General features: G+C 69.4%; 17 protein-coding genes and 1 pseudogene. 7 read left to right on the plus strand and 11 right to left on the minus strand.

The window, feature by feature from the left end; all coding sequences use genetic code 11:
• Positions 1-84: 84 nt before the first annotated feature.
• Positions 85-1,437 carry a S8 family serine peptidase gene (locus E2169_RS14400; RefSeq protein ID WP_132985228.1) on the minus strand — a complete coding sequence of 451 codons (1,353 nt, stop codon included), beginning with the start codon at positions 1,435-1,437 and terminating at the stop codon, positions 85-87.
• Positions 1,438-1,602: 165 nt separating this feature from the next.
• Here E2169_RS14400 and E2169_RS03715 point away from each other — a divergent pair, with 165 nt between their 5' ends.
• Both E2169_RS03715 and E2169_RS03720 read left to right on the plus strand, forming a co-directional pair.
• On the plus strand, positions 1,603-2,103 hold the full coding sequence (locus E2169_RS03715; protein WP_132985229.1) for an RNA polymerase sigma factor: 501 nt from the start codon (positions 1,603-1,605) through the stop codon (positions 2,101-2,103).
• Positions 2,104-2,125: 22 nt separating this feature from the next.
• Positions 2,126-2,881 carry an anti-sigma factor family protein gene (locus E2169_RS03720; protein ID WP_165942322.1) on the plus strand — a complete coding sequence of 252 codons (756 nt, stop codon included), beginning with the start codon at positions 2,126-2,128 and terminating at the stop codon, positions 2,879-2,881.
• 18 nt (positions 2,882-2,899) lie between these two features.
• Here E2169_RS03720 and E2169_RS03725 read toward each other — a convergent pair whose 3' ends face one another.
• The 3 genes from E2169_RS03725 to E2169_RS03735 are packed head-to-tail and all read right to left on the minus strand — an operon-like array spanning position 2,900 to position 7,945.
• Positions 2,900-3,544 (minus strand): histidine phosphatase family protein, encoded by a 645-nt coding sequence (locus E2169_RS03725; RefSeq protein ID WP_132985231.1) that lies wholly within the window; start codon positions 3,542-3,544, stop codon positions 2,900-2,902.
• Positions 3,541-5,712 carry a S46 family peptidase gene (locus E2169_RS03730; protein WP_132985232.1) on the minus strand — a complete coding sequence of 724 codons (2,172 nt, stop codon included), beginning with the start codon at positions 5,710-5,712 and terminating at the stop codon, positions 3,541-3,543. Before E2169_RS03730 ends, E2169_RS03725 begins: the two co-directional genes overlap by 4 nt.
• 37 nt (positions 5,713-5,749) lie before the next feature.
• The gene (locus E2169_RS03735; RefSeq protein ID WP_229659096.1) at positions 5,750-7,945 is read right to left on the minus strand and encodes a S46 family peptidase; all 2,196 of its coding nucleotides are present in this window, start codon (positions 7,943-7,945) and stop codon (positions 5,750-5,752) included.
• A gap of 152 nt (positions 7,946-8,097) precedes the next feature.
• Here E2169_RS03735 and tdh point away from each other — a divergent pair, with 152 nt between their 5' ends.
• Both tdh and kbl read left to right on the plus strand, forming a co-directional pair.
• A complete protein-coding gene (tdh, locus tag E2169_RS03740; RefSeq protein ID WP_188726154.1) occupies positions 8,098-9,129 on the plus strand; it encodes an L-threonine 3-dehydrogenase in 1,032 nt (343 codons plus the stop codon).
• 174 nt (positions 9,130-9,303) lie between these two features.
• Entirely contained in the window at positions 9,304-10,497 is a 1,194-nt protein-coding gene (gene kbl, locus E2169_RS03745; RefSeq protein WP_132985233.1) for a glycine C-acetyltransferase, read from the plus strand.
• A gap of 212 nt (positions 10,498-10,709) precedes the next feature.
• Here the strand turns inward: kbl and E2169_RS03750 are convergent.
• The 3 genes and pseudogenes from E2169_RS03750 to E2169_RS03760 all read right to left on the minus strand — a co-directional run.
• Positions 10,710-11,189: pseudogene (locus E2169_RS03750) on the minus strand (hypothetical protein); the annotation flags it as partial.
• 103 nt (positions 11,190-11,292) lie between these two features.
• Positions 11,293-12,387, minus strand: a complete 1,095-nt coding sequence (locus tag E2169_RS03755) for an OmpA family protein (RefSeq protein WP_132985234.1) — start codon at positions 12,385-12,387, stop codon at positions 11,293-11,295.
• A 179-nt stretch (positions 12,388-12,566) separates the two neighbouring features.
• Entirely contained in the window at positions 12,567-13,664 is a 1,098-nt protein-coding gene (locus E2169_RS03760; RefSeq protein WP_132985235.1) for an OmpA family protein, read from the minus strand.
• Between the two features lie 239 nt (positions 13,665-13,903).
• Here E2169_RS03760 and E2169_RS03765 point away from each other — a divergent pair, with 239 nt between their 5' ends.
• From E2169_RS03765 to E2169_RS03775, 3 genes are all read left to right on the plus strand, one after another.
• Positions 13,904-15,928 (plus strand): NADPH-dependent 2,4-dienoyl-CoA reductase, encoded by a 2,025-nt coding sequence (locus E2169_RS03765; protein WP_132985236.1) that lies wholly within the window; start codon positions 13,904-13,906, stop codon positions 15,926-15,928.
• Positions 15,929-16,247: 319 nt separating this feature from the next.
• Positions 16,248-16,703 carry a cell wall hydrolase gene (locus tag E2169_RS03770; protein WP_132985237.1) on the plus strand — a complete coding sequence of 152 codons (456 nt, stop codon included), beginning with the start codon at positions 16,248-16,250 and terminating at the stop codon, positions 16,701-16,703.
• 87 nt (positions 16,704-16,790) lie between these two features.
• Complete coding sequence (locus tag E2169_RS03775) at positions 16,791-17,402, plus strand: glutathione S-transferase family protein (RefSeq protein WP_132985238.1); 612 nt, start codon at positions 16,791-16,793, stop codon at positions 17,400-17,402.
• A 150-nt stretch (positions 17,403-17,552) separates the two neighbouring features.
• On the opposite strand, the gene prpC is transcribed toward E2169_RS03775, so the two are convergent.
• From prpC to E2169_RS03795, 4 genes are all read right to left on the minus strand, one after another.
• Positions 17,553-18,707, minus strand: coding sequence for a bifunctional 2-methylcitrate synthase/citrate synthase (gene prpC, locus E2169_RS03780; protein ID WP_132985239.1), 1,155 nt, complete (start codon positions 18,705-18,707; stop codon positions 17,553-17,555).
• Positions 18,708-18,753: 46 nt separating this feature from the next.
• A complete protein-coding gene (gene prpB, locus E2169_RS03785; RefSeq protein WP_132985240.1) occupies positions 18,754-19,635 on the minus strand; it encodes a methylisocitrate lyase in 882 nt (293 codons plus the stop codon).
• A gap of 500 nt (positions 19,636-20,135) precedes the next feature.
• Entirely contained in the window at positions 20,136-21,122 is a 987-nt protein-coding gene (locus E2169_RS03790; RefSeq protein ID WP_132985241.1) for a malate dehydrogenase, read from the minus strand.
• A 53-nt stretch (positions 21,123-21,175) separates the two neighbouring features.
• Positions 21,176-22,375 carry an aminotransferase class I/II-fold pyridoxal phosphate-dependent enzyme gene (locus tag E2169_RS03795; RefSeq protein ID WP_132985242.1) on the minus strand — a complete coding sequence of 400 codons (1,200 nt, stop codon included), beginning with the start codon at positions 22,373-22,375 and terminating at the stop codon, positions 21,176-21,178.
• Between the last annotated feature and the right edge of the window lie 13 nt (positions 22,376-22,388).

Here is a 22,388-nt window from a genome sequence, read left to right on the forward strand (position 1 = left end):
CCATGACGTCGCGGACCATCCGCGGCCTTCGAGTCCAACTACGAGCGGGGTCGCGGGTTTCTTCCCGGACCGGTCAGGTCGCGTTCATGGCGGCGGGTCGGCCTCCACGAATCCTGGAGCCGTGCCCAACAGACCATGGCCGAAGGTGTTGTCGCGGCCGGGGCCGCCAAGGTTGCGGGCCTGCGCGGCCAGCGCGTTCCGGACCGCTTCGTTGCCCTCGCCGCTCGGCGCCGGCACGAGCTGCGCGGCCAGCCGGGCCACGATCGGCGCGGCGAAGGAGGTCCCGCGCACCCTGTCCCAGCCGCCGGCCGGCACTGCCACGCGCAGGTCGGCACCCGGTGCCGCGAAGTCGACCTGAGGTCCGCGCCCGGCCTCGGCCAGAACGCGCATGCGCGCATCGACCGCGGTCACCCCGATCACTTCGGGGTAGGCGGCCGGAAACAGCGGCGGCGCTGCCGGCCCGTCATTCCCGACCGCGGCGACCAGCACATGGCCGCGCCGGTGCATGGCCTGCACCACCCGCTCCAGCAGGCGGTTGTGCGGGCCAACGAGGCTCAGGTTGATGACACCCACCTGCTCGCGCGCCAGCCAGGCCATGGCCTCGGCCAGGCTGGTGACGGTGCCGCCGACCGGCTGGCCGCAGTAGATATCGGCAGCGAACAGCGTGGCCGGGGCGGGCGCGACCGTTCCGTCGCCGGTATCGCCCACGAGCAGCGACGCGACCGCGGTGCCGTGGCGGTCGGGTCGGGGCCCGCCATCACAGCCCCAGACATGCAGTTCGACGCCGGCCAGGGCCGGATGGCCGCCATCGACGCCGCTGTCGACCAGGCCGATGCGCCCCGGCCTTCCGCCAGCGCGTGCGACGAGGGTCGAGGCCGGGGCCTGCCCTCCGGCGCCCTTGGACGCGGAGCCGAGATAGAGGTGGTTGTACTCATACTGGCCGTCCGGATCGAGGCGCCGCATCCGCCGCAGCGCGGCGCGGGTGCCCATGCCATCGCGCGCACGCAGGACCACGATGCGCAGGCCCAGCTCATCCAGCTCCGACTGGCCGGCGATGCTGAAGCCGCCCGCCTGTGCGCGCCGCAATGATTCGACGCTCGGGTCGATGGCGACGATCTCGCTGCGCACCACCGGTGCGCCGGTCCGGTCCGTGTCGATGACGTCGCGGTGCGCGCGCGCCAGGCGTTTGAACTCCACCGTGGTGGGCGCCGACCGCAGGACGCCGTTGGCGGCCTTCTCGATGGCTGCCTGCGGCACGGGCAGCTCCTGCAGCTGTCCGGACGGCAGTCCGTGCACCCGTGCCGGCACCGGCAGCGCTTCCGGCACGCGCCCGGTGTGCGGAATCCGCTGCGCGGATGCCGCCGACGCAGCGGCCAGCGCCAGTGCGGCCAACGCCAGTGCCAGGTACCGCGGGGATGAATGTTTCCAATTGCGCATGGGACTGGATGGCGGCCTGCCCGGGTCCGCCCGCGGAAACGGTGGTGGCGGTGGATGCTAGCATCCGCCCCCGCCATTCCGTCCGCTGGCCGGGCGCACGCGCGGCATTCAGGATGAGGCACACAATCCGGGGAAGAAAACCCGCGCGCCGGACGTATATATCCAATGACCGACAACGATTCCGTCCATGCGCTGCAGGAGCGACTGTGCGAACTGCTGCCACGCCTGCGCCGCTTCGCGCGCTCGCTGGCCGGCAATCCGCACGATGCCGACGACGTCGTGCAGCTCGCGCTTGAACGCGCGCTGGCACGCGCGGCGCAATGGCGTGCGGGAGAATCGCTGGAGGCGTGGGTGTTCGGCATCGTCCGCAACGCCTGGATCGACGAACTGCGCGCACGCGGCCGCAGGCAGCGGATGTTCGCACCCGAGGAAGCGGGCGAGCACGTAGGCAGTTCGCCGCTGGAGGGCCAGGTGGCGGCGATGGCGGTACAGGCGGCGATGGCGAAGCTGCCGCCGGAGCAGCGCGAAGTGATCGCGCTGGTGCTGGTTGAAGGGCTGGCCTACCGTGAGGCGGCCGAGGCGCTGGGCGTTCCGATCGGCACCGTCACCAGTCGCCTCGCACGCGGACGCCACGCGTTGCAGCAGATGCTCGACGACGCTCGCTAGGGAAATGCAACCGGGACAAACGATGAAGATCGACGACCAAGCCCTGATGGCCTACGCCGATGGCGAACTCGACCCGGCCGAAGCCGCGCGCGTCGAGGCCATGGTCGCGTCCGATCCCGGGCTGGCGGAGGAGCTCGCGCGGCATCGCGCCCTGCAACGGCGATTGTCGGCGGCGTTCGACGACATGCTCGACGAACCGGTGCCCGGCCACCTGCTCGCCGCCGCGCGCGGCGGCGACCGCGCGACCGGCGGCGCCACCGGCATCAGCGCAGCCTCGCCACGGCGCGAGGCGCACACGCAGCGGCGCCGGTCATGGCCGCGGTGGGGCGCGATGGCGGCGTCGCTGCTGCTCGGCGTACTGCTCGCACAGGGGTTCCATGCGCACAACGCCCGCACCGATCCGCTGGTGGTCGATGCGGGCGGACGATTGCACGCGCAGGGCCGTCTGGCCGAGGCGCTGGAGGCTCGGCTGGCCAGCGAACCGGAGGCCACGGCCGAGGTCTCGATCGGCATCAGCTTCCGCGATGCGGGGGGCCGCTACTGCCGCAGCTTCGTCCTGCGGGGGAAGCACGCCCAGGCGGGACTCGCGTGCCGGGGCGAAGCGGGATGGCAGGTGCCGGTGACCAGCGAGGTCGCGGCCGCGCCGGGCGGCGAACTGCGCCTGGCATCCACCCCGCTGCCGGCTGCTGTGGTGGCCGAACTGGATGCGCGCATCGAAGGCGAACCCCTCGATGCCGACGCCGAACGCGCCGCCCGTGCCGCCGGCTGGCGCCGATAGCGGGAGCACGGAAGGCGCTTACAGCGCCCGGTGCACCGCCTCGCCGAACAGGAGCGTGTGGTGCGCACAGTCGTTCAGGCGCACCACCTCGAGCTGGCCGGGTTCCGGGCCCTCGAGCAGGTTCAGCGTCGCCGGCGCCTGGCGGAAGGTCCACAGGCGGAACAGCGGCAGGCCCAGCACCCGGCACAGCAGCACGCGGTTCACCGCGTCATGCGAAACCACCAGCAGCGTGTCCTCCGGCCCCAGCCCTTCGCAGGCCTTTGCGAACGCCGGCCAGGCGCGCTCGAGCACCTTCTTCAGCGACTCGCCGCCGGGCATGTGCACCTTGTCGGGCGTGTCGCGCCAGGCCGCCAGGCGCTCCGGGTCGGACTCGCGGATCTCGCTGGCGAGCTTGCCCTCCCAGCTGCCGTGGGCGATCTCCATCAGGTCCTGGTCGACCTCGAGCATGTCGGCCCGCGCATCGCCCAGCGCCAGCCGGGCGGTGTCGTAGGCGCGCCCCAGGGGCGAGGCCACGGCGCGGTCGATGCGCAGGTCGTGCAGGCGTTCGCCCAGGCGCAGCGCCTGCTTGACGCCGGTCTCCGACAGCGGGATGTCCTCCTGTCCCTGGTAGCGGCCCTCGCGATTCCAGTCCGTCTCGCCGTGGCGGGCCAGGAGGATCCTCACCGCTTCGGCTCCAGCCCGAGTTCGGCGAGCACGCGCGGCGCCGGGAAGACCTCCTGCATGATCCAGCGCATGTAGCGCTGGTCGACCGAGATCATCCGCGTCATCACCGGGTCGAACACCCAGTTCGAGGCCACCGATTCCCAGTTGCCGTCGAAGGCCAGGCCCACCAGCTTGCCGTGCGCGTCGAGCACCGGGGAGCCGGAATTGCCGCCGGTGATGTCGAGATCGGCGAGGAAGTTCACCGGCACCGACTTCAGGCGACGATCCTGCAGGCCGCCGTAGCGCTTGTCCGCGATCGCCTCGAGCAGCACCTTCGGGGAGTCGAAGGGCTCCTCGCCGGTGTCCTTGGCGGGGATCTCTTCGAGCACGGTGAACGGCTGCTGCGGCGTGCCGTCGAGCTTGGTATAGGGCTTGACGTTGCCGAAGGTGATGCGCAGCGAGGAGTTGGCGTCGGGATAGACGAACTCGCCCTTGCTGGCCTTGTAGTCGGCCACCGCCTGCAGGTAGACCGGGCGCGCCAGCAGGGCGTCGCCTGCACGTGCCTTGCGCTCCTCTTCAAGCGCCAGCAGGGTCGGCATCACCGCCACCGCATAGCTGATCGCAGGGTCCTTGCTGGACTCGAAGGCCTGGCGGTCGGCCTGCAGCCACTTCAGGCGCACGTCGGTGCCGTCGGCCAGTTCGCTGCGCCCAAGGCGGTCGAGCGCGCGGTCGATGGCCTTGTCGTCGCTGCCACCGAGCCATGTGTCCACCGCTTCGACGCGCTGTCCTTCCGGCAGCTTCACGTACTCGTCCAGCCAGTAACGCTGCAGGCCTCGATCCATCCCGGCCACGTAGCGGCGCTCCATCTGGCGCACGGCACCTTCCAGCGTCGGCAGGTCGCGCTCCTGGTAGCCCTGCTCGCGGTCGGCGTCGGGCTTCTCGCGCTCGATCGCCAGGCGGTAGGCGCGGATCGCGGTCGACAGCACGCCGGTGCCGTTGAACTGGCCGAACACCAGGTCGCGCTCGCGCGTGGCGCGGCCGACGGCGTTGAGTTCCAGCAGTTGCGCGTGCGCGTCGAGCACGGGCTGTCCGGCTTCGCCCTCGCCCTTCGCCCAGGCCAGCACCTCGGCCTCCTGCTGTTCCTTGGCGGCCATCGCGTTCGTACGCTCGAAGCCGGCCAGCTGGCTGTCGTAGTTCTTGTAGACGTTTTCCCAGCCGCGCATGGCGCTGGCGTACTTGACCTCGATGTCGGCGTTGTCCTTGCCGGCGTCGGCGACCATCTTCTGCAGCGCCTTGTAGTGGCGGACGATGGTCGGGTATTGCCAGTCCCGGGTGTCCTGGAACTCGCTGGCCAGGGCGTAGCGCGCGGTGCGGCCCGGATAGCCGGCCACCATCACGAAGTCGCCTGCGCCCAGCGGACGGTCGGCGAACTCGAGCCAGCGCTTCGGCTCGTAGGGCACGTTGTCTTCGGCGAACGCCGCCGGCTTGCCGTCCTTGCCCACGTAGGCGCGATAAAAAGAGAAGTCGCCGGTGTGGCGCGGCCACATCCAGTTGTCGACCTCGCCACCGTAGGCGCCGACGCTGCCCTGCGGCGCATACACCAGGCGCACGTCGCGGATCTCGAGGTTCTTGAACAGCCGGTAGGTGTTGCCGCCGGCAAAGCTGTACAGGCGGCAGCGGTAGCCTTCATCCGCCTCGCAGGAGGCCACCAGGGACTTCTCGATCGCGTCGAGCGCATGGGTGCGGCCGATGGCGTCGGCGGCGCCGTCGACCGCGGCCTGCACCTGTGCGGTGACGTCCTCGATCGACTCCAGCGCGAAGATGCGCGAGTTCGGCCCGGCGCTGATCTCGTCACCGACCTCGGCGGCGTAGAAGCCGTCGCGCATCAGGTTCTTCTCGGGCGTCGAATTGAGCTGGATGGCGCCGTAGGCGCAGTGGTGGTTGGTCGCGACCAGGCCCTGCGGCGAGACGAAGCTCGCGGTGCAGCCGCCCAGCGAGACCACGGCGCCCAGGGGATCGCCGGTGAGGTCGGCAAGCTGCTCGGGCTTGAGCTTGAGCCCGGCCTTCTTCAGTGGCAGCGCGATCTCGGGGAGCTGCTGCGGCACCCACATGCCTTCGCCGGCGTAGGCGGGGCTGGCGGCGGCCGTGACTGCGGCGGCGGCGGCGGCGGCGATGAGGGTCTTGCGCATGCGTCGGTATCCTGGATTCTGGTGGATGGATCGGAGTCTAACGGCCGGCGGCGGCGGCCGGGCGCTGCCGGTCGGCCTGGTCGAGCGGCAGGCCCATCTCGCGCAGCAGCTGCGGCGCGGGATAGACGCGGGCCATGATCCAGCGCATGTAGCGGGCGTCGACATGGATCGCGCGCTTGTAGCGCGGGTCGAACTTCCAGCTGGCGCTGACCGCTTCCCAGTTGCTGTCGAAGTTCAGGCCGACCAGGCGACCGCGGGCGTCCATCACCGGCGAACCCGAGTTGCCGCCGGTGGTGTCCAGGTTGGTGAGGAAGTTGACCGTCTGCGTGCCGAGGCCGGGATCGACCGTGGCGCCGAAGTCGCGCCGCGCAATGGCGGCGAGCAGCGGCGCCGGGGCGTCGAAGGGATCCACGCCGGTGTGCTTCTCGACAATGCCCTCGACCGTGGTCAGCGGCGACCAGCTGACCGCGTCGCGCGGCTGCAGGCTGCTGATGCGGCCGTAGCTCACGCGCAGGGTGGAGTTGGCGTCCGGGTACACCGCCCTGCCCTGCGAGCGCGCGTGGCCGATCATGCCGCGCATATAGGCCGGGCGCAGGCGCAGCAGTTCACCGGCGCGGGCCTTGTCCTCGTCCTCGAAGCGCAGCTCGGCCTGCAGCAGGGTGGCCGCGGCGCCCATCAGGGGATCCGCCGAGGCCTGGACTTCGGCCGGGTCGGCCGCCAGCAGGCGCAGGCGCTCCTCCTCCGCGGCCAGCGCCGTATCCGAGTACAGGGCCACGAGCGCGGCTTCGGTGGCGGCGGCATCGGTGCCGAACACGGCCTCGACTTCGGGCACCCGCTGCGCGGCCGGCAGTGCGCGATGGCGGGCCAGCAGCTCGGTCAGGATCGCGCGCTCCACCGCCGGCGCGTAGCGGCGCTGGGCCTGTTTCAGGGCGGCTTCGATCCGGGCTTCGTCGCGCAGCTGGTAGCCAGGCTCGCGCCCGGCATCCGGCTTGCCACGCTCCAGCGCCAGCCGCTGCAGCTGCATGGCGCCACGCAGCAGTTGGGTCCGGCCGCCCAGCATCGCGAACAGCTGGTCGCGTTCGCGCGTGGCGCGGGCCTCGGCGATCACCTCCTGCGCGGCAGCGATATCGGCGCGGGTGGCGGCGGCATCGGGCTGGCCTGCCAGCCACTCGGACATGACCGCTTCCTCATGTCGACGCCCGGCCACTGCATCGCTGCGACGCAGGCCGTCGAGCTCGCCCTGGGCACGCTTGAGGGTGTTCTTCAGGCCGGCGACCTGGGCGGCGTAGCGCACTTCGGCATCGGCGTCGCCGGCCGAACCGCGTTCGACGGCCGCCAGCAGCGCATCCATCAGCTCCACGCGCGAGGGCAGCTGCCACTCGACCTGGTCGGCGAACTCCGCGGCCGTGCGGTGGCGGAAGGTGCGTCCGGGATAGCCCGCCAGCATGGCGAAGTCGCCCTCGGCCAGCGGATCCGTCGACACCTCCAGCCACGCCGCCGGCCGGTAGGGCACGTTGTCGGGCGAGTACGCCGCCGGCAGGCCGTCCGGGCCGACGTAGGCGCGATAGAAGGTGAAGTCGCCGCTGTGCCGCGGCCACATGAAGTTGTCGATCTCGTCGCCATAGCTGCCGATCGCATCCGGCGGCGCGTAGGCCAGGCGGATGTCCTTCAGCTCGAGCTGGCGCACCAGGTGGAAGTCGGTGCCGTAGTACATGTCGGCCACGCTGCAGCGGTAGCCGGGCTCGGCCTCGCACTCGGCCACGGCGGCCTTGGACGCGGCCTCGACGGCGTCGTGGTAGGCGCGTCCGGTCTTGCCCCGGGCGTCGGCGAGGATGCGGTCGGTGATGCGCTCGAAGCGGTCGGTCACCAGCACCCGCGCCCCCGGTCCGGCGGAGACTTCGTCGGCCATCGTGGCGGCATTGAAGCCGTTGACGATCAGGTTGTTCTCCGGCGTCGAATTCAGTTGGATCGCGCCGTGGGCGCAGTGGTGGTTGGTGACTACCAGGCCCTGCGGCGACACGAAGCTCGCGGTGCAGCCGCCCAGCGAGACCACGGCGCTCATCGGCGGCCGGGACAGGTCTGACAGGTTCGCCGGATCGCCCTGGAACCCCGCCCCGCGCATGGCCGTTTCGATCTCCGGCAGCTGGGACGGAAGCCACATGCCCTCGTCGGCAAGGGCGGCGGCGGGGAGCAGGAGGGCGGCAATGGCCGCGGTGGTGAAGCACAGGCGCATGGGATCCCCGTTGGTCTGGACAGCCCGCGACCTTAGGCCGTGGCGGCCGCCGCAGGCAAATGCCGACGGTCATCGCCGGGGGGGCGACGGTACAATGCGCATCCCAGACCTGAACCGATCGGCCCACCATGTCGCAGCCGCAACAGTCCGCCATCCCCACCACCATGAAGGCGCTGGTCAAGCGCGAGCTCGCCAAGGGCATCTGGATGGAGGAAGTCCCGGTGCCGGAGCCGGGCCCGAACGAGGTGCTGATCCGCCTGGAGAAGACCGCGATCTGCGGCACCGACCTGCACATCTACCTCTGGGACGAGTGGGCGCAGCGCACCATCCCGCAGGGCCTGGTGATCGGCCACGAATTCGTGGGCCGCGTGGTCAAGCTCGGCCCCGGCGCGACCGGCTACGAGGTCGGCCAGCGCGTCTCCGCCGAAGGGCACATCGTCTGCGGCCAGTGCCGCAACTGCCGCGCCGGCAAGCAGCACCTGTGCCCGAACACGGTGGGCATCGGCGTCAACCGCAATGGCGCCTTCGCCGAGTACATCGTGATGCCGGCCAGCAACCTGTGGCCCATCCCCGACCAGATCCCGAGCGAGCTGGCCGCCTTCTTCGATCCCTACGGCAACGCCGCGCACTGCGCGCTCGAGTTCGACGTGGTCGGCGAGGACGTGCTGATCACCGGCGCCGGCCCGATCGGGGTCATGGCCGCGGGCATCTGCAAGCACATCGGTGCGCGCAACGTGGTGGTCACCGACGTCAACGACTTCCGCCTGAAGCTGGCCGCCGACATGGGCGCCACCCGCGTGGTCAACGTCAGCAAGACCTCGGTCAAGGACGTCATGGCCGAACTCCACATGGACGGCTTCGACGTCGGCCTGGAGATGAGCGGCAATCCGGCGGCGTTCAACGACATGCTCGACTGCATGTACCACGGCGGCAAGGTCGCCCTCCTCGGCCTGCTGCCCAAGGGCGCCGGCATCGACTGGGACCGCGTGATCTTCAAGGGCCTGACCCTGCACGGCATCTACGGCCGGCGCATGTACGAGACCTGGTACAAGATGACCCAGCTCGTGCTCTCGGGCTTCCCGCTGCACAAGGTGCTCAGCCACCAGCTGCCGGCCGACGAGTTCCAGAAGGGCTTCGACCTGATGGAGAGCGGCAAGTCGGGCAAGGTGGTCCTGAGCTGGTGACAGGTGCGGGCTGGTCGCGCTGGCCGGTGGCCGATGTCCGGCGCGAGGCAGGTGGCGCCGCCGCGGCGCGACACGCCGTGAATACGTCCATGTAGGCTCATCGGCGGCATCCATGCCGCCGAAGGTCGCGTCGCGGCGGCGCCACCTGCCTCCCCAACCTTCGAGGAGTGTCCCGTGTCCCTCACCGAACGCTATAGCGAGACCCTGGCCGAGATCCGCGAGGCGGGCCTGTTCAAGGCCGAGCGCATCATCACCAGCCCGCAGTCGGCGGAGATCGAACTGGCCGACGGCCGCACGGTGCTGAACTTCTGCGCCAACAATTACCTCGGCCTGGCCGACCATCCCGACGTCATCGCCGCCGCGCGCGACGCGCTGGACACGCACGGCTTCGGCATGGCCTCGGTGCGCTTCATCTGCGGCACCCAGGACCTGCACAAGGAGCTGGAGCAGACCATCGCGGACTTCTTCGGCAAGGAGGACACCATCCTCTACGCCGCCTGCTTCGACGCCAACGGCGGCCTGTTCGAGCCGCTGCTGGGCGAAGGGGACGCGATCATCAGTGATTCGCTCAACCATGCCTCGATCATCGACGGCGTGCGCCTGTGCAAGGCGAAGCGCTACCGCTACGCCAACTGCGACATGGCGGACCTGGAGAAGCAGCTCCAGCAGGCCCGCACCGATGGCGCACGCACGATCATGATCACCACCGACGGCGTGTTCTCGATGGACGGCTTCATTGCGCCGCTCGACGAGATCACGGCGCTGGCGGCGAAGTACGACGCCCTGGTCCACATCGACGAGTGCCACGCCACCGGTTTCCTCGGCGCCACGGGCCGCGGCTCGGCTGAGGTCAAGGGCGTTCTGGACCGGATCGACATCATCACCGGCACGCTGGGCAAGGCGATGGGCGGCGCGCTGGGCGGCTTCACGACGGCGAAGGCCGAAGTGGTGGAACTGCTGCGCCAGCGCTCGCGACCCTATCTGTTCTCCAACTCGCTGCCGCCGCACGTGGTGGCCGCGGGCACGAAGGCGTTCCAGATGCTCGATGCCGCCGGCGAGCTGCGCGAGCGCCTGGCCACCAATACCGCCTGGTTCCGCGAGCGCATGAGCGCCGCCGGCTTCGACCTCAAGCCGGGTGTGCACCCGATCGTCCCGGTGATGCTGTACGACGCGCCGCTGGCGCAGCGCTTCGCCGAGCGCCTGCTCGAGGAAGGCATCTACGCGATCGGCTTCTTCTTCCCGGTGGTGCCCAAGGACCAGGCGCGCATCCGCACGCAGCTGTCGGCCGCGCACACCCGCGAGCACCTGGAGCGGGCGGTCGACGCCTTCACGCGCATCGGGCGTGAACTGGGCGTGCTCAGGAGTTGATCTGCAGGCCGCGGGTCCTTGCGGACCCGCAGCTGGCCGCCGGCCAGTAGCCGCGGGCCAGGACGGGGGTCAGTACAAGGCGGTCAGCGCGGCCCGCCACCGTCGGCTTCCGGGTCCGCTTCGGGGGCCGCTTCCGGATCTGCTTCGGGTTTCGCTTCGGGTTTCGCCTGGACCGGCGCGGACTGGTCTCCGACGGGAGCCGTCGCAGTCCCGTCTGCACCTGGCGCGGCCACGGCCGCTGCGGCCGGCGCGGCTCCGCGCGCAATGCGCACGCCGCGGGACTTCATCCAGGCATCGAACTCATCGGCAGTCATCTGCCGGCCGTTCTGGTTCATGTCGAAGCGCCAGGGCGCGTTGTCGAACTCGGTCCTGGGCTTGTAGGCGGCCGGGTCGTTCGGATCGGCGACGCTGGCAGGCGGCGCGATGGCCACGTTGCGGCAGCCCTCGATGCGTCGGCGCAGCAGCACTTCGTCGACGGTGTGCGATTCGTCATAGGCATGCCCGAGGACACCGCTGTTGGCGCCGAGCATGTACGACGGCGCCGTCAACTCCAGGGCCAGCGGTGCGAGCACGGTCACACGCTGCACGTTCGCGCCCGTATTGGGCAGGCCGGCGCAATCCACCGCCGCCGCTGCCAGGCCGGGGGCCGCGAGGCCCGCTGTCGCCACCACTAGCCACGCCAGACGCTTCATCGCCTACATCCACTGCTGAGATCCGGCCGGAAGTGTAGCAGCCGCCGGATACACGAAGCCCGGCACAAGGCCGGGCTTCGTGGTGTTGCCAGTGCCGCCGTCCTCAGTTCTGGACGTTCAGCTCCGTGCGGCGGTTGATCGCACGGCCTTCCGGGTTGTCCGAACCGTCATCGTTGGTGTTCGGCGCGATCGGGCGGCTCTCGCCGTAACCGGTCGGACCCACCATGCGCGAGCTGTCGATGCCGTTCGAGGCCAGGTAGTCGTACACCGCAGTCGCGCGGCGCTCCGACAGGGCCTGGTTGTACGCATCGGTACCCTTCGAGTCGGTGTGGCCAGCCACCTCGACCTTCAGCTCCGGATAACGCTTCAGGATCTCGATCGCCTCGTTCAGGATCGACACCGCATCCGGACGCAGGGTCGACTTGTCGAAGTCGAAGTTCACGCCCTTCAGGTCGATCGACACCGGTACCGGGCAGCCGTCCGGACCGATCGTCTGGCCAGGCTGCGAATCCGGGCAGCGGTCGTCGCAATCGTTCACGCCGTCACCGTCGCTGTCCATGTCGGCGCAGCTCGGGGCCACCGGCGCGGGCGCCGGGGCGACCGGGGCGGTCGGCTCCGGACCCAGCGGGATCACGACGCCCACCGTGGCCAGCACGTCGCCCAACCAGTCTTCGCCGGGAGCAGAGACGCTGCGGTCGTCAAAGTCGGCGCGATAGGCCAGCTCCGTGCGGACCTTTACGCGGCCGACGTCACCCTGCGCGCCGACACCGACCTTGGCGGCGAAGTTGCCTTCCTCGCGCTGACCGGGGGAGTTGGGGCTCGGGAACGCGTCGTACTCTTCCTCCGAACGCTGGTAGCCGATGCCGGCCAGCAGGTACGGGTTCCAGCCGCGACCCTCGGACAGGAAGTGGCGGCGCAGGTCCAGCGAAATGCCGTACTGGCTCCAGTTCAGGTCGCGGTTGGCGTCCTTCTGCGGGTTCTGGTAATTCAGTTCGGCGTCCACCGACCACTCGGGCGCGATGAACTTGCCGATGCCGAGACCCAGGAACGGCGCATTGCGCGTGTCGCGCTCGCCATCCTGGAGGTTCATGCCGGCGCTGCCGGTCAGGTACCAACGGTCATCGAACTCCTGGGCGGAGGCGGCATACGAAAATGCGAGGCCTGCCAACAGGGCGGTGCTCAGCACGCGAGTCTTCATTACGTAACTCCTAGATGTCAGTCAGGAAATGATCGGGGATGGCTGTGATGGGAGGCCGGCCACCAGCCGCCCGACCCTGCCAGTCGCGGCGCAATCATACACAATTCAGTTAGATGTTAACCATCCATTAAAAGACAGGGCCCGGCAGTAACCGGGCCCCGTCCGTAGCCATTGCGTCCTCAGTTCTGGACGTTCAGCTCCGTGCGGCGGTTGATCGCACGACCTTCCGGGTTGTCCGAACCGTCATCGTTGGTGTTCGGCGCGATCGGGCGGCTCTCGCCGTAACCGGTCGGACCCACCATGCGCGAGCTGTCGATGCCGTTCGAGGCCAGGTAGTCGTACACCGCAGTCGCGCGGCGCTCCGACAGGGCCTGGTTGTACGCATCGGTGCCCTTCGAGTCGGTGTGGCCAGCCACTTCGACCTTCAGCTCCGGATAACGCTTCAGGATCTCGATCGCCTCGTTCAGGATCGACACCGCATCCGGACGCAGGGTCGACTTGTCGAAGTCGAAGTTCACGCCCTTCAGGTCGATCGACACCGGCACCGGGCAGCCGTCCGGACCGATCGTCTGGCCAGGCTGCGAATCCGGGCAACGGTCGTCGCAATCGTTCACGCCGTCACCGTCGCTGTCCATGTCGGCGCAGCTCGGGGCGGCCGGCGCGGGCGCCGGCGCGACCGGAGCGGTCGGCTCCGGACCCAGCGGGATCACGATGCCCACCGTGGCCAGCACGTCGCCGAACCAGTCTTCGCTGGGAGCAGAGACGCTGCTGTCGTCGAAGTCGGCGCGATAGGCCAGCTCCGTGCGGACCTTTACGCGGCCGACGTCACCCTGGGCGCCCACGCCGATCTTGGCGGCGAGATTGCCGTCTTCGCGCTGACCGGGGGAATTGGGGCTCGGGAACGCGTCGTACTCTTCCTCCGAACGCTGGTAGCCGATGCCGGCCAGCAGGTACGGGTTCCAGCTGCGACCCTCGGACAGGAAGTGGCGGCGCAGGTCCAGCGAAATGCCGTACTGGCTCCAGTTCAGGTCGCGGTTGGCGTCCTTCTGCGGGTTCTGGTAATTCAGTTCGGCGTCCACCGACCACTCGGGCGCGATGAACTTGCCGATGCCGAGACCCAGGAACGGCGCATTGCGCGTGTCGCGCTCGCCATCCTGGAGGTTCATGCCGGCGCTGCCGGTCAGGTACCAACGGTCATCGAACTCCTGGGCGGAGGCGGCATGGGTGGCACCCAGGCCAGCCATCAACATGGCTGCACAGAGCAGCGTCTTGTTCATCATCATTGTCGCTCCTTGGATAGTGGGCGGGACCGGCAAACGCCTGGATCGCAACACTGGTGTGGGGTACGACGGCCGCCACCGGGGCCGCCATCGGGATGCAGGTTAGATTCGGGGATGTGAAGAGGACGTTAACGCTGGCCTAACAAATCCTTCCGGAAAGTCGCCTTTGCCATCACTTGCCGCGGAACACCGCTTCCCTGCATGGTGAAGCATTCCATACGCAAGCGAATGCAAAGATGACCGATGCCCGGCCCTACCCGCACCTCCTGGCCCCGCTGGACCTCGGTTTCACCACCCTGCGCAACCGCGTGCTGATGGGCTCGATGCACACCGGTCTCGAGGATCGGTGCCGCGACTTCCCGAAGCTGGCGGCCTACTTCGCCGAGCGCGCCGCCGGCGGCGTCGGGCTGATGGTTACCGGAGGCTTCGCACCCAGCCTCGACGGCTGGCTGAAGCCGTTCGCCGGCAAGCTCACCCGGAGTTGGGAAGTGGCCCGCCACCGCCTGGTCACCGCGGCAGTGCATGCGCACGACGCCCGCATCTGCCTGCAGCTGCTGCACGCGGGGCGCTACGCCTACCACCCGCTGTCGGTGTCGGCTTCTGCGCTGAAAACGCCCATCAATCCCTTCCGCCCTCGCGCCCTGTCCGCACGGGGCGTGGAGCGCCGGATCGACGCCTTCGCCCATGCCGCGCGACTGGCACGCGACGCCGGATACGACGGCGTCGAGGTCATGGGTTCGGAGGGCTATCTGCTCAACCAGTTCACCGTTGCCCGCACCAACCGCCGCGCGGACCGCTGGGGCGGCAGCGTCGAGAACCGGATGCGCTTTGCCGTGGAAACGGTACGCCGCGTGCGCGAAGCCTGCGGCCCCGACTTCATCATCATCTACAGACTGTCGATGCTCGACCTCGTGGAGGACGGCAACGACTGGCCGGCGATCGTCGCCCAGGCGCGGGCCGTCGAGGCCGCGGGCGCGACCCTCATCAATACCGGCATCGGCTGGCACGAGGCGCGCGTGCCGACCATTGCCACCTCGGTGCCGCGAGCGGCCTTCGCCGGCGTCACCGCGCGGCTCCGGCCCGAGGTCTCCGTACCGCTGGTGGCGACCAACCGCATCAACATGCCCGAGGTCGCCGAGGCGATCCTCGCCGCCGGCCAGGCCGACATGGTGTCGATGGCACGGCCGCTGCTGGCCGACCCGGAGTGGGTGGCCAAGGCCGCCGCTGGACGCGCCGACAGCATCAACACCTGCATCGCCTGCAACCAGGCCTGCCTGGACCACGTGTTCCAGAACCGCCGCGCAAGCTGCCTGGTCAACCCGCGCGCCTGCCACGAGACCGAGCTCTCCTACATGCCGACGGCCGCGCCGCGGCGGATCGCCGTGGTCGGGGCCGGGCCGGCCGGGCTCGCCTGCGCCACGGTGGCGGCCGCACGCGGGCACGCGGTGACCCTGTTCGAGGCCAGTGACGCCATCGGCGGCCAGTTCAAGCTTGCGCGGCGGATCCCAGGCAAGGAAGAGTTCGACGAAACGCTGCGCTACTTCGGCCACCGCCTGGACGAAACGGGCGTCACGCTGCGCCTGGGCACGCGGGCGACGCCAGCGCTGCTGGCCGGCTTTGACGCCGTGGTCCTGGCCACCGGCGTGGTTCCGCGCGCGGTCGACTTCGAGGGCCACGACCATCCCAGCGTGATCGGCTATGTCGATGTGCTGCTTGGCAGGGTGCTCCCCGGCAGGCGCGTCGCGATCATCGGGGCGGGCGGCATCGGCTTCGACGTCGCGGAGTTCGTGGTCCACGAAGGTCCATCGCCCAGCCTCGATACCGCGCGCTGGATGCAGGAGTGGGGCGTCGACCTCGCGTCGGACACGCCGGGCGGCCTGAAGCCCCCGCGACCGGAGCCCCCCGCGCGCGACGTCTGGCTGCTGCAGCGCAGCGATGGTCGTCCGGGCGCGCGGCTGGGCAAGACCACCGGTTGGATCCACCGCGCGACGCTGAAGGCCAAGGGCGTGCGCATGCTCGGCGGCGTGGAGTACCGACGCGTGGACGACGCCGGCCTGCACGTGGCCATCGACGGCGTCGACCAGGTCCTCGAGGTCGACCACGTGGTGGTCTGCGCCGGACAGGAGCCGCAGCGCGAGCTGTTCGAACCGCTGGCGGGCGTCGCTGCCGAAGTCCATGTGATCGGAGGCGCCGACGTGGCCGCGGAGCTGGATGCCAAGCGCGCGATCGACCAGGGAAGCCGGCTCGCTGCCGCACTCTGAGTCCGGGTCGGAGCCGTCCTGCCCTGCATCCCGGCCGCCGGATCCCATTCAGGTTTCAGTCAAAAGCACAAATGCCCGGCCACCCCCCGTTCAGCCGGGATTGCGAAAACCGGCAGTAAGGTGCGCCGACTTTCTCCGCCGCGTCTTCGGCGGAACCGGCACGGCCCGCACTCCCGCGGGCTTCGCGCCCGGGCAGCAAAGCGCCACAGAGTGCCGCCGCCCTCCCCAATACGCCAGGCCGTTCCGCGACGCGGTGGCCCGGACCCTCAACGGGTCCGGCCATGGCTGCGCGGGCGGCGCAACGGAGCAAGGAGCCGTCATGAAACTCGCCTGGATCCTGTGGCTGGCATCGGTACTGCCTCCACCAGCCGCAGATTCGCTGTGCCTCAGCACAACGCTGTACCTCGAAGCACGCGACCAGTCCGTCCTGGGCCAGCGCGCGGTGGCCGAAGTGGCCCTGCGCCGCGCCGACAGCGGCCTGTGGGGCGATTCGGTGTGTGACGTGGTGACCGCGCGCAAGCAGTTCGCGCCGACCATCGTTTCGCCGCGCACGCGCCTGACCAACACCGAGGCCTGGTCGCAGTCGGTGACCATCGCCCTGGAGTCGCAGCGCAACTGGGCGCTGCCGGCCGACGTGCGCAATGAAGTCGTGCCCGGCGCCAGCCACTTCCTGGCCCATGCGATCGCGAGCCCGAGCTGGCGCAACGCCTACCAGGTGGCGACCATCGGCGACCACACGTTCCTGCGCGTGCAGAACCTGAAGCCGAAGTCCTGACACCTCGCCGCTAGCCACAGCCACGCAAGCCTTGAGCAGGGTGTGGCCAAGGTCGATGATGGCGGCTCCACACATGCGGAGCCGCACATGAAGCTGTATTCCAAGCCGGGCGCCTGCTCGACGGCCGTCCACATCGTCCTGCAGTGGGCGGGTGGTCCGTTCGAGGTCGAGATCCTCGACGGTCCCGCGATGAAGGCGCCCGCCTTCCTCGCCATCAACCCCGCGGGCGCGGTGCCGGCGCTGATCGACGGCGATTTCGTGCTCACGCAGAACGCCGCGATCATGGGCTACATCGCCGACACGCATCCGCAGGCGGCCCTGGGCGGCGACGGATCCCCGCGCCAGCGTGCCGAAGCCGTGCGCTGGCTGGCCTTCGTCAACTCGGACGTGCATCCGGCGTTCAAGCCGATCTTCTCGCCCGCGCGCTACATCGGCAGCGACTCGCAGCACGACGCGGTCAAGACGGCCGCGCGAACCATGGTCCGCGGACTCATGGAAACCGCCGACAAGCGCCTGGCCGGCAACGACTGGCTTGCCGGTTTCCGCAGCTTCGCCGACCCGTACTTCTACATGACCGTGCGCTGGGCGCAGGGCACCCGCGTGGACATGGCGGGCCTGGACCACGTCGCCGCGTTCAAGGCGCGCATGGATGCCGACGCCGGCGTGCAGGAGGCATTGAAGGCCGAAGGCCTGGAATGATCCCCCCACCTCGCCGCAGGAGCAGCTACAGCTGCGACCCGGGACTTGCGGGGAGGTCGCAGCTGTAGCTGCTCCTACAGGTCTGGGCGCACTGCAGGAACAAAAACGGCGCCCACGTGGCGCCGTTTTCTCAAGCCCGCTCCGGGGCGATCAGTCGCGGTCGGCCATCGGCACCCAATCGCGATTCTCGGGGCCGGTGTAATTGGCGCTGGGGCGGATGATCTTGCCGTCGATGCGCTGCTCGATCACGTGCGCACTCCAGCCGCTGGTGCGTGCGATCACGAACAGCGGGGTGAACATGGCCGTCGGCACGCCCATCATGTGGTAGCTCACCGCGCTGAACCAGTCGAGGTTCGGGAACATCTTCTTGATGTCCCACATCACCGACTCCAGGCGCTCGGCGATGGCGTACATGCGGGTGTCGCCCTGCGCGTCCGACAGCTCCTTCGCAACCTCCTTGATGATGCCGTTGCGCGGATCGCCGACGGTGTACACGGGATGGCCGAAGCCGATCACGACTTCCCTGCGGCCAACGCGCTCACGGATGTCGGCCTCGGCCTCGTCGGGCGTGTCGTACCGCTTCTGCACCTCGAACGCGACCTCATTGGCACCGCCGTGCTTGGGCCCGCGCAGCGCGCCGATGGCGCCGGTGATGCAGGAATGCATGTCGCTGCCGGTGCCCGCGATCACGCGCGATGCGAAGGTCGATGCATTGAACTCGTGCTCAGCGTAGAGGATCAGCGAGGTGTGCATCGCGCGCACCCACGACTCCGGCGGCGGTTCGCCGTGCAGCAGGTGCAGGAAGTGGCCACCGATGGAGTCGTCGTCGGTCTCGACGTCGATGACCCGGCCGTTGTGGCTGTAGTGGTACCAGTACAGCAGCATCGAGCCCAGGGAAGCCATCAGCTTGTCGGCGATGTCGCGCGCGCCGGGGTGGTTGTGGTCGTCCTTCTCGGGCGCCACGCAGCCCAGCACAGAGACGGCGGTGCGCATCACGTCCATCGGGTGCGCCGAGGGCGGGAGCTCTTCCAGCGCGGCCTTGACCGCGGCCGGGATGCCACGCAGCGACTTCAGCTTCGCCTTGTAGCCGGCAAGTTCCGGCTTCGACGGCAGCTTGCCGTGCACCAGCAGGTAGGCCACCTCCTCGAACTCGGCGACGGTCGCGAACTGCGTGATGTCGTAGCCGCGGTAATGCAGGTCGTTGCCGCTGCGACCGACGCTGCACAACGCGGTGTTGCCGGCGGCGGTGCCCGACAGGGCCACCGACTTCTTCGGCTTGGGCAGGGTGCTCGGGGTTTCGCTCATCTGGTCGTTGCTCCGTCTAGGCAGTGGGATCGGCGCGGAGACGCGCTCAGTCCTTCGAGAACAGCGCGTCGAGCTTCTCTTCGTAGGCGTGGTAGCCCAGGAAGTCGTACAGCTCGCTGCGCGTCTGCAGGGTGTCGACGATGTTCTTCTGCGTGCCCTCGCGGCGCACGGTCTCGTAGAAGTTCAGCGCCGCCTTGTTCATGGCGCGGTAGGCGCCGCAGCAGTACAGGGCGATGTCGACGCCCGCACCGCGCAGTTCGTCGGTCGTGAAGAACGGGGTCGAGCCGAACTCGGTGAGGTTGGCGAGGATCGGCACCTTCACCGCCTCTTTGAAGCGACGGTAGTCGTCCAGCGTCTTCATCGCCTCGGGGAAGATCATGTCCGCGCCCGCCTCGACGTACGCGATCGCGCGCTCGATCGCGGAATCGATGCCCTCGACCGCGGCGGCGTCGGTGCGCGCCATGACCACGAAGCCGGCATCGGTGCGGCCGTCCACCGCGGATTTCACGCGATCGACCATCTCCTGCGTCGGCACCACCTCCTTGTTGGGGCGATGGCCACAGCGCTTCTGGCCGACCTGGTCCTCCATGTGCACGGCGGCCACGCCGGCGCGCTCGAAGCTGCGGACGGTGCGGGCGATGTTGAACGCCCCGCCCCAGCCGGTGTCGATGTCGACCAGCAGCGGGAGGCCGGTGGCGTCGACGATGCGGCGCGCGTCGATCAGCACGTCTTCCATGGTGCTGATGCCGAGGTCGGGCATGCCCAGCGAGTTGGCGGCCACGCCGCCGCCGGACAGATACAGCGCCTTGTAGCCGGTGCGCTTCGCCATCAGGCCGGCATAGGCGGTGATGGCACCCATCACCTGCAGGGGGGATTCTTCGGCGACGGCGGCGCGGAAGCGCGCGCCTGCGGAGGTCGGCTCGGACATGGCGATCCTGGTTCGTGCTGGGCGCGCCATTCTAACCGGGCGCGCGCCGTGCCCTTGCACAAGGTCGCCCGCGGCATCGACCACCGGCGGCCGGGCGGCCGATGCCGCCGACGAAAAAGCTCTTCTCCGATTTGAGGGAATGGCGCGCCATTGATACAGCGCGGGCGCCGGATGCCGGGTACCAAGGCCCTTGAGTGCTCATGTCCCCCGGCGCTGGCCTGCGGCCAGCGCCTCCTCCTTGACTTCGCTCTCAAGGGCCTTGGCACCCGGTGCGCAGCAGTACGCGGTGGCCCGGGAGAAAAGCCCGCGAACCTGCGCATTGCAGCCGAAGTCGAGCCCTGCCGTGGCCGGGAGGCCGCGGCGGGGCCCTCCAGGTCACGGCGAGCCGTAGCGAAGGAAGCAAACACTCCTCGTCGAAACCGTTTCCCCGGAGTCGGGAGATGGACCACGAAAAAGCCAGGCGCTGGGCCCGGCTTTCCGCGAACAGCGGCGGCGCAGGCTCAGCCCAGCAGGTGCGCCACGCCCGCGCGCTCTTCCTCGAGCTCGGCCAGCGTCTTGTCCATCGCGGCCCGGCTGAACCCGTCGACCTCCAGGCCCTCGACGCGGGTGTACTCGCCGTTCTCCGTGGTCACCGCCACGCCGTAGATCACGCCCTCGGGAATGCCGTAGCTGCCGTCGGACGGCACGCCCATGGTCACCCACTTGCCGCTCGAACCCAGCACCCAGTCGCGGACGTGGTCGATGGCGGCATTGGCCGCCGACGCCGCCGAGGACAGGCCGCGCGCTTCGATGATCGCCGCGCCGCGCTTGCCGACCTGCGGGATGAAGGCGTTGGCGTTCCAGTCGGCGTCGTTGATCCGGTCCTTCAGCGATTCGCCCTTGACGGTCGCGAAGCGGTAGTCGGGATACATGGTCGGGCTGTGGTTGCCCCAGACCACCAGCTTCTCGATGTCGCCCACGGCCACGCCGGCCTTGTTGGCGAGCTGGCTCAGCGCACGGTTGTGGTCCAGGCGCAGCATGGCGGTGAAGTTCGCGGCCTTCAGGTCCGGGGCCGACTTCATCGCGATATAGGCGTTGGTATTGGCCGGGTTGCCAACCACCAGCACCTTGACGTCGCGGCTGGCGACCTTGTTCAGTGCCACGCCCTGGGCGGTGAAGATCTTGGCGTTCTCGAGCAGCAGGTCCTTGCGCTCCATGCCCGGGCCGCGCGGGCGCGCGCCGACCAGCAGGGCGATGTCGGCGTCCTTGAACGCGACCTCGGCATCATCGGTGCCGACCATGCCCGCCAGCAGCGGGAAGGCGCAGTCCTCGAGCTCCATCATCACGCCCCGGAGTGCGGCCTGGGCCTTCTCGAGCGGCAGCTCCAGCAGCTGCAGGATGACGGGCTGGTCCTTGCCCAGCATCTCGCCGGAGGCGATGCGGAACAGGAGGGCGTAACCGATCTGGCCGGCGGCGCCGGTGACGGCAACTCGGACGGGGGTCTTCATGTGGGTGGCTCCGGGCGTGCTGTGGGTTCGTGGAGTGTGGTTCGCGCGCGGACTCAGGACAGTTCGGCGAAGAATTCCTGGATCCGCGCAAGGCCCGGCGCCAGCTGCGGCGTCGGACAGGTGTAGCTGATGCGCAGGCCGCGCGGCTCGCCGAAGGCCGAGCCCGGCACGCAGGCCACGCCCTTGGCTTCGAGCAGTGCCGCGCAGAACTCGACATCGTTGTCGATCACCTTGCCCGAGTGCGACTTGCCGAAGGCGACGCTGATGTCGGGGAAGGCATAGAACGCGCCCTGCGGCACCGGGCAGACCACGCCGGGAATGGCATTGAGCGCGGCCACGACCTGGTCGCGCTTGGCCTGGAACTCGGCGCAGCGCTCGACCGGGACGTCCTGCGGGCCGGACAGCGCCGCGACGGCGGCGGCCGAAACCACTTCCGGGAGACTGGTGATGTGGTTCGAATTCATGATCGTCACCGCCTGGGCCACGACCTCGGGGCCGGCCATCAGGCCGACGCGCCAGCCCGGCATGCCATAGGTCTTGGACAGCGAATCCACGAAGATCACGCGATCGCGCAGTTCGGGGCGCGCGTGCACGAAGTTGTGGTAGCCGACGCCGTCGAACACCATCATGTTGTAGATGTCGTCGGTGACGATCCAGGTGTCGGGATGGCGGACGACGACGTCGGCCAGCGCCGCGATCTCGTCCTTCGTGTAGACCATGCCCGTCGGGTTGGACGGGTTGTTGAACAGGAACACCTTCGGCTTCTTCGCCAGCGCGGCGTCGAGCTGGTCCGGGGTGAGCTTGTAGTCCTGCTCCGCCGGGCACGGCAGCAGCTGGATGTCGGCGCCGACGATCTCGGCGATGTCCATGTAGCTGGTCCAGTACGGCGTGGCGAAGGCGAGGCCGTCGCCCTCGTCGAGCAATGCCTCGGCCAGGTTGTAGAGGATGTGCTTGGCGCCGACGCCCGTGGCGCAGTTGGCGCGGGTGTAGCCATCGAGGCCCAGGCGGCCGAGGTGGCCGATGAAGGCGTCGAGCACGGCGTCGGCGCCGCGGTTCTTGCCGTACTGGCCGGAATCGGCCTCCAGCGCCTGTCGCGCGGCGGCGTAGACGTGTTCGCCGGGCAGGAAGTTGGGGACACCGATCGAGAAGCTGATGATGTCGCGGCCTTCGGCCTTCAGGCGCTGGGCCGTCTCGGCCACGACCATGATCGCGCTGGGCTTGGCGCGACCCATGCGCTGGGCAAGCTGGGGCATTGCGGGAACCTCG

The sequence above is a fragment of the Luteimonas terricola genome, assembly GCF_004352845.1.
Classification (GTDB): domain Bacteria; phylum Pseudomonadota; class Gammaproteobacteria; order Xanthomonadales; family Xanthomonadaceae; genus Luteimonas; species Luteimonas terricola.

Excerpts from the sequence above, each read along its gene's own strand:
- E2169_RS03765 (WP_132985236.1), top strand. The coding sequence starts at position 13,904 with ATGACCGATGCCCGGCCCTACCCGCACCTCCTGGCCCCGCTGGACCTC.
- prpC (WP_132985239.1), bottom strand. The coding sequence starts at position 18,707 with ATGAGCGAAACCCCGAGCACCCTGCCCAAGCCGAAGAAGTCGGTGGCC.
- E2169_RS03790 (WP_132985241.1), bottom strand. The coding sequence starts at position 21,122 with ATGAAGACCCCCGTCCGAGTTGCCGTCACCGGCGCCGCCGGCCAGATC.
- E2169_RS03795 (WP_132985242.1), bottom strand. The coding sequence starts at position 22,375 with ATGCCCCAGCTTGCCCAGCGCATGGGTCGCGCCAAGCCCAGCGCGATC.
- E2169_RS03770 (WP_132985237.1), top strand. The coding sequence starts at position 16,248 with ATGAAACTCGCCTGGATCCTGTGGCTGGCATCGGTACTGCCTCCACCA.
- E2169_RS03775 (WP_132985238.1), top strand. The coding sequence starts at position 16,791 with ATGAAGCTGTATTCCAAGCCGGGCGCCTGCTCGACGGCCGTCCACATC.
- prpB (WP_132985240.1), bottom strand. The coding sequence starts at position 19,635 with ATGTCCGAGCCGACCTCCGCAGGCGCGCGCTTCCGCGCCGCCGTCGCC.
- E2169_RS03720 (WP_165942322.1), top strand. The coding sequence starts at position 2,126 with ATGAAGATCGACGACCAAGCCCTGATGGCCTACGCCGATGGCGAACTC.
- E2169_RS03735 (WP_229659096.1), bottom strand. The coding sequence starts at position 7,945 with ATGCGCCTGTGCTTCACCACCGCGGCCATTGCCGCCCTCCTGCTCCCC.
- E2169_RS03760 (WP_132985235.1), bottom strand. The coding sequence starts at position 13,664 with ATGAACAAGACGCTGCTCTGTGCAGCCATGTTGATGGCTGGCCTGGGT.
- E2169_RS14400 (WP_132985228.1), bottom strand. The coding sequence starts at position 1,437 with ATGCGCAATTGGAAACATTCATCCCCGCGGTACCTGGCACTGGCGTTG.
- E2169_RS03730 (WP_132985232.1), bottom strand. The coding sequence starts at position 5,712 with ATGCGCAAGACCCTCATCGCCGCCGCCGCCGCCGCCGCAGTCACGGCC.
- E2169_RS03715 (WP_132985229.1), top strand. The coding sequence starts at position 1,603 with ATGACCGACAACGATTCCGTCCATGCGCTGCAGGAGCGACTGTGCGAA.
- E2169_RS03755 (WP_132985234.1), bottom strand. The coding sequence starts at position 12,387 with ATGAAGACTCGCGTGCTGAGCACCGCCCTGTTGGCAGGCCTCGCATTT.